Source organism: Yersinia sp. Marseille-Q3913, from assembly GCF_963892745.1.
GTDB classification, from domain to species: domain Bacteria; phylum Pseudomonadota; class Gammaproteobacteria; order Enterobacterales; family Enterobacteriaceae; genus Yersinia; species Yersinia bercovieri.
In genome coordinates, this window is sequence record NZ_CAWQAF010000084.1 from 1 (window position 1) to 951 (window position 951).

The following is a 951-nucleotide window of genomic DNA, read 5'->3' on the forward strand; positions in this document are numbered from 1 at the left end:
CCAGCAACCCTCACAGGTCACCTTCAACGGCTTACAGAACGCTCCCCTACCCAACAACGCCTGAGCGTCGCTGCCGCAGCTTCGGTGCATGGTTTAGCCCCGTTACATCTTCCGCGCAGGCCGACTCGACCAGTGAGCTATTACGCTTTCTTTAAATGATGGCTGCTTCTAAGCCAACATCCTGGCTGTCTGTGCCTTCCCACATCGTTTCCCACTTAACCATGACTTTGGGACCTTAGCTGGCGGTCTGGGTTGTTTCCCTCTTCACGACGGACGTTAGCACCCGCCGTGTGTCTCCCGTGATAACATTCTTCGGTATTCGGAGTTTGCATCGGTTTGGTAAGTCGGGATGACCCCCTAGCCGAAACAGTGCTCTACCCCCGAAGATGAGTTCACGAGGCGCTACCTAAATAGCTTTCGGGGAGAACCAGCTATCTCCCGGTTTGATTGGCCTTTCACCCCCAGCCACAAGTCATCCGCTAATTTTTCAACATTAGTCGGTTCGGTCCTCCAGTTAGTGTTACCCAACCTTCAACCTGCCCATGGCTAGATCACCGGGTTTCGGGTCTATACCTTGCAACTAGACGCCCAGTTAAGACTCGGTTTCCCTACGGCTCCCCTATTCGGTTAACCTTGCTACAAAATATAAGTCGCTGACCCATTATACAAAAGGTACGCAGTCACACCACGAAGGTGCTCCCACTGCTTGTACGTACACGGTTTCAGGTTCTATTTCACTCCCCTCGCCGGGGTTCTTTTCGCCTTTCCCTCACGGTACTGGTTCACTATCGGTCAGTCAGGAGTATTTAGCCTTGGAGGATGGTCCCCCCATATTCAGACAGGATGTCACGTGTCCCGCCCTACTCATCGAGTTCACAGAATATGCATTTTTGTGTACGGGACTATCACCCTGTACCGTGCGACTTTCCAGACGCTTCCACTAACACATAA

The 951-nt window shown here is 52.4% G+C and carries 1 rRNA gene; it reads right to left on the bottom strand.

What is annotated here, in order from left to right:
- Positions 1 to 951: ribosomal RNA gene (locus AACW11_RS19150) — 23S ribosomal RNA — on the bottom strand; the annotation flags it as partial.